The sequence below is a fragment of the Streptomyces bambusae genome, assembly GCF_019400985.1.
Taxonomy (GTDB): domain Bacteria; phylum Actinomycetota; class Actinomycetes; order Streptomycetales; family Streptomycetaceae; genus Streptomyces; species Streptomyces bambusae_A.
In genome coordinates this window covers 1-1,671 of sequence record NZ_WTFF01000612.1, presented here as the reverse complement: position 1 = coordinate 1,671, position 1,671 = coordinate 1, and the positions used below count along the sequence as shown (strand labels likewise).

The following is a 1,671-nucleotide window of genomic DNA, read 5'->3' as shown; positions in this document are numbered from 1 at the left end:
CCACACTGAACGCGCCCCCTTCCCCGCCACAGCTTCGGAGCACGGCCCCCTCCCCCCACCAAAGTTTGGCCCCCCCCCCCCCCCCCCTCCCCCCTGGGCGCGCGGGGCCCGAGGCCGAAACCCCTCCCCTCCCCCAACCGCTTGGGCCCCCCCTACCCCAGGAACGGCGAAGCCCCAGCCCCCCCCCACCCCCGCCGGCGCTTGAGGCGCGGGGGCCCGGGGGCGGAGCGCCCCAAACACCCCACCCCACCCGAGGCACGAGGCCCGGGGCAGAGCCCCATCACCCCCACCCCTCGCCCCCAACCTGGCGGTCCACAGCAGAGCCAGGCACGAGAATCGACGAGAGGCAAAGCCCCAGCCCACTCCCAGCCCCCCCGGCGCTTGAGGCGCGGGGGCCCGGGGGCGGAGCCCCCAACACCCCACCCCGCCCGAGGAACGGGGCCCGGGGCGGAGCCCCGGTATCGGGAAGGGGCGGGGTGGGGAAAAAGCCCCGCAGGGCCCCCACACCACCCGCCCACACACAAGGCCAAGCACAGACGCACCCCGCACCCATCCCCAACCGCCACCCACTCAAGGCAGCCCAGCACAGCCCCCAGCCCCCCCGGCGCTAGAGGCGCGAGACCCGGGGCGGAGCCCACCCCCGCCCGGGGCCCGGGGCGGAGCCCCGGCAATGGGAAAGGGCGGGGAGGGGAAAAGCCCCGCAGGGCCCCGCCCTCCCCCCGCAGAGCCAACGCCCCGCCTACCCCCACCGCCCCGACCCGCTCAGCCACATACGCCGCCAGCGCCACCACACTCGTGTGCTCGTACAACACCACAGACCGCTCCCGCAGCCCGAACACCCTGTTCACCCCTGCCACGAACTCCGCCCCCAGCACGGAGTCCACCCCCAGCGCCCCGAACGACTCCCCCGGCTCGATGTCCCACACGTCGCAGCACAGCACCCCGGCCAGTTGCTCCCGCAACACCTCGACCACCGACGCCCCACCCGACCCCGCACACGAAGCCCCAGCCCCAGCCACATCCCGACCCCGACCCCCGCCAGAGTCCCCGGCCCCGGCCCCACCCACGCCCCCGCCCCGGCCCCGCCCCGCAACCGCATTCCCCCGCAGCCCCGCCGCGGCAGCACCGACCTCCCGCACCACCTGCCGCGCGAACGCCAACGGCGTCCGCTGCTCGGCAACCTCCGTGGCCGGCAGCTGCGTCCCGTACCGCGCGTTGACCACTTCGACGAACTCCACCGTCAGCAACGAGTCCAGCCCGAGCGACTCGAACGTCCGATCGGGATCGATCCTCTCCGGCCTCACCCGCAGTACGTCGCCCAGCACCACGACCACGTCCACGAGCACGCGAGCGAGTCCGCCGGCCAGCCCGTCAGCAGGCCCGCCGGCCGGCCCGTCGGCCACCCCGCCCGTCGCCAACGGCGCCGCCCACAGCGGCACCACGAGTTCCCCGCTCACCGCCACCTCACCCCCCACTCGCCGAGCACTCCACGGCAGCCAGAACCCCACCGCTACGACCGGCCCGGCCCTTACGAGACCCGCTGAGCCCCCCCCCCCCCGACCGCGCCCCCCCCCGACCCGCCCCCACCAGCCCCCCACGCCCCCCCCAATCCCGTACCCCCCCCCACCGCCCCCCCGCGCGCACTACCCTCCAGCCACCCCACCCCCACCA

At 76.4% G+C, this 1,671-nt stretch carries 1 protein-coding gene; it reads right to left on the bottom strand.

The genetic code is table 11. The features are described from left to right. Positions 1-152: 152 nt before the first annotated feature. A complete protein-coding gene (locus GPJ59_RS39015; RefSeq protein ID WP_374201013.1) occupies positions 153-1,325 on the bottom strand; it encodes a phosphopantetheine-binding protein in 1,173 nt (390 codons plus the stop codon). Positions 1,326-1,671: the final 346 nt, after the last annotated feature.